Source organism: Flagellimonas sp. ABD4_174, assembly GCF_056160185.1.
In genome coordinates this window covers 1-735 of record NZ_JBSWWP010000007.1, presented here as the reverse complement: position 1 = coordinate 735, position 735 = coordinate 1, and the positions used below count along the sequence as shown (strand labels likewise).

Sequence of the window (735 nt, the reverse complement as noted above, 5' to 3'; positions counted from 1 at the left end):
CACGCCTTCCCCGGTGGTCGATGCCGGCTCCGACCAGACCATATGCGAGGGGAACGTTATGGACCTCTCCACTTCCGCCACCCAGCCAAGTGAATCCAACACCGCTGCACTGCTATGGACAACGGCCGGGGACGGCAGCTTCAATGACCCGAACATCCTGTTGCCGGTATACACCCCGGGAGCCGCGGATATCCTTGCAGGCTCCGTGGTGCTCACCCTGACAGGGAACGGGAACGGAACATGCCCCGTAACGTTCGACTCCATGGCCCTGACCATAAACGATAGACCGACCATTGGCGTGGACCTCTTTTCAGACCCCACTACCTGTGCCGGAAGCGACGGTTCCATAACCTTTATATTCACAAACGTACCCGACGGCAACCATGACATTGTTTATGATGCCGGTACTTTCAATGCCGTACCGGTCAATGCCGGAAGTGCGGTCGTCAACGGGCTCCCGGCCGGGAACTACAACAACCTGAGGATAACGGTCAACGGGTGCACATCCACCGAAGACCCGGACGTGACCCTCACGGCGCCCGGTTCCCCCGACATCGACCCCCTGGCCGACCAGACCGTATGCGACTCCTACACCCTCCCCGCCATATCGGGCACGGACCTGACAGGCAACGAGGCCTACTACGACGGGCCCGGTGGAACGGGGACACAATATAACCCGGGCGACGCGCTCACCGCATCCGGGACATACTACATCTATGATCAGAGCGGTACCTG

Annotated in this window: 1 protein-coding gene; it reads left to right on the top strand. The window is 60.3% G+C overall.

Annotated features, from left to right (window positions below; all coding sequences use genetic code 11):
- The coding region (locus tag ACXAFK_RS15180; RefSeq protein WP_474958326.1) for a hypothetical protein at window positions 1–735 on the top strand (735 nt) is incomplete at both ends.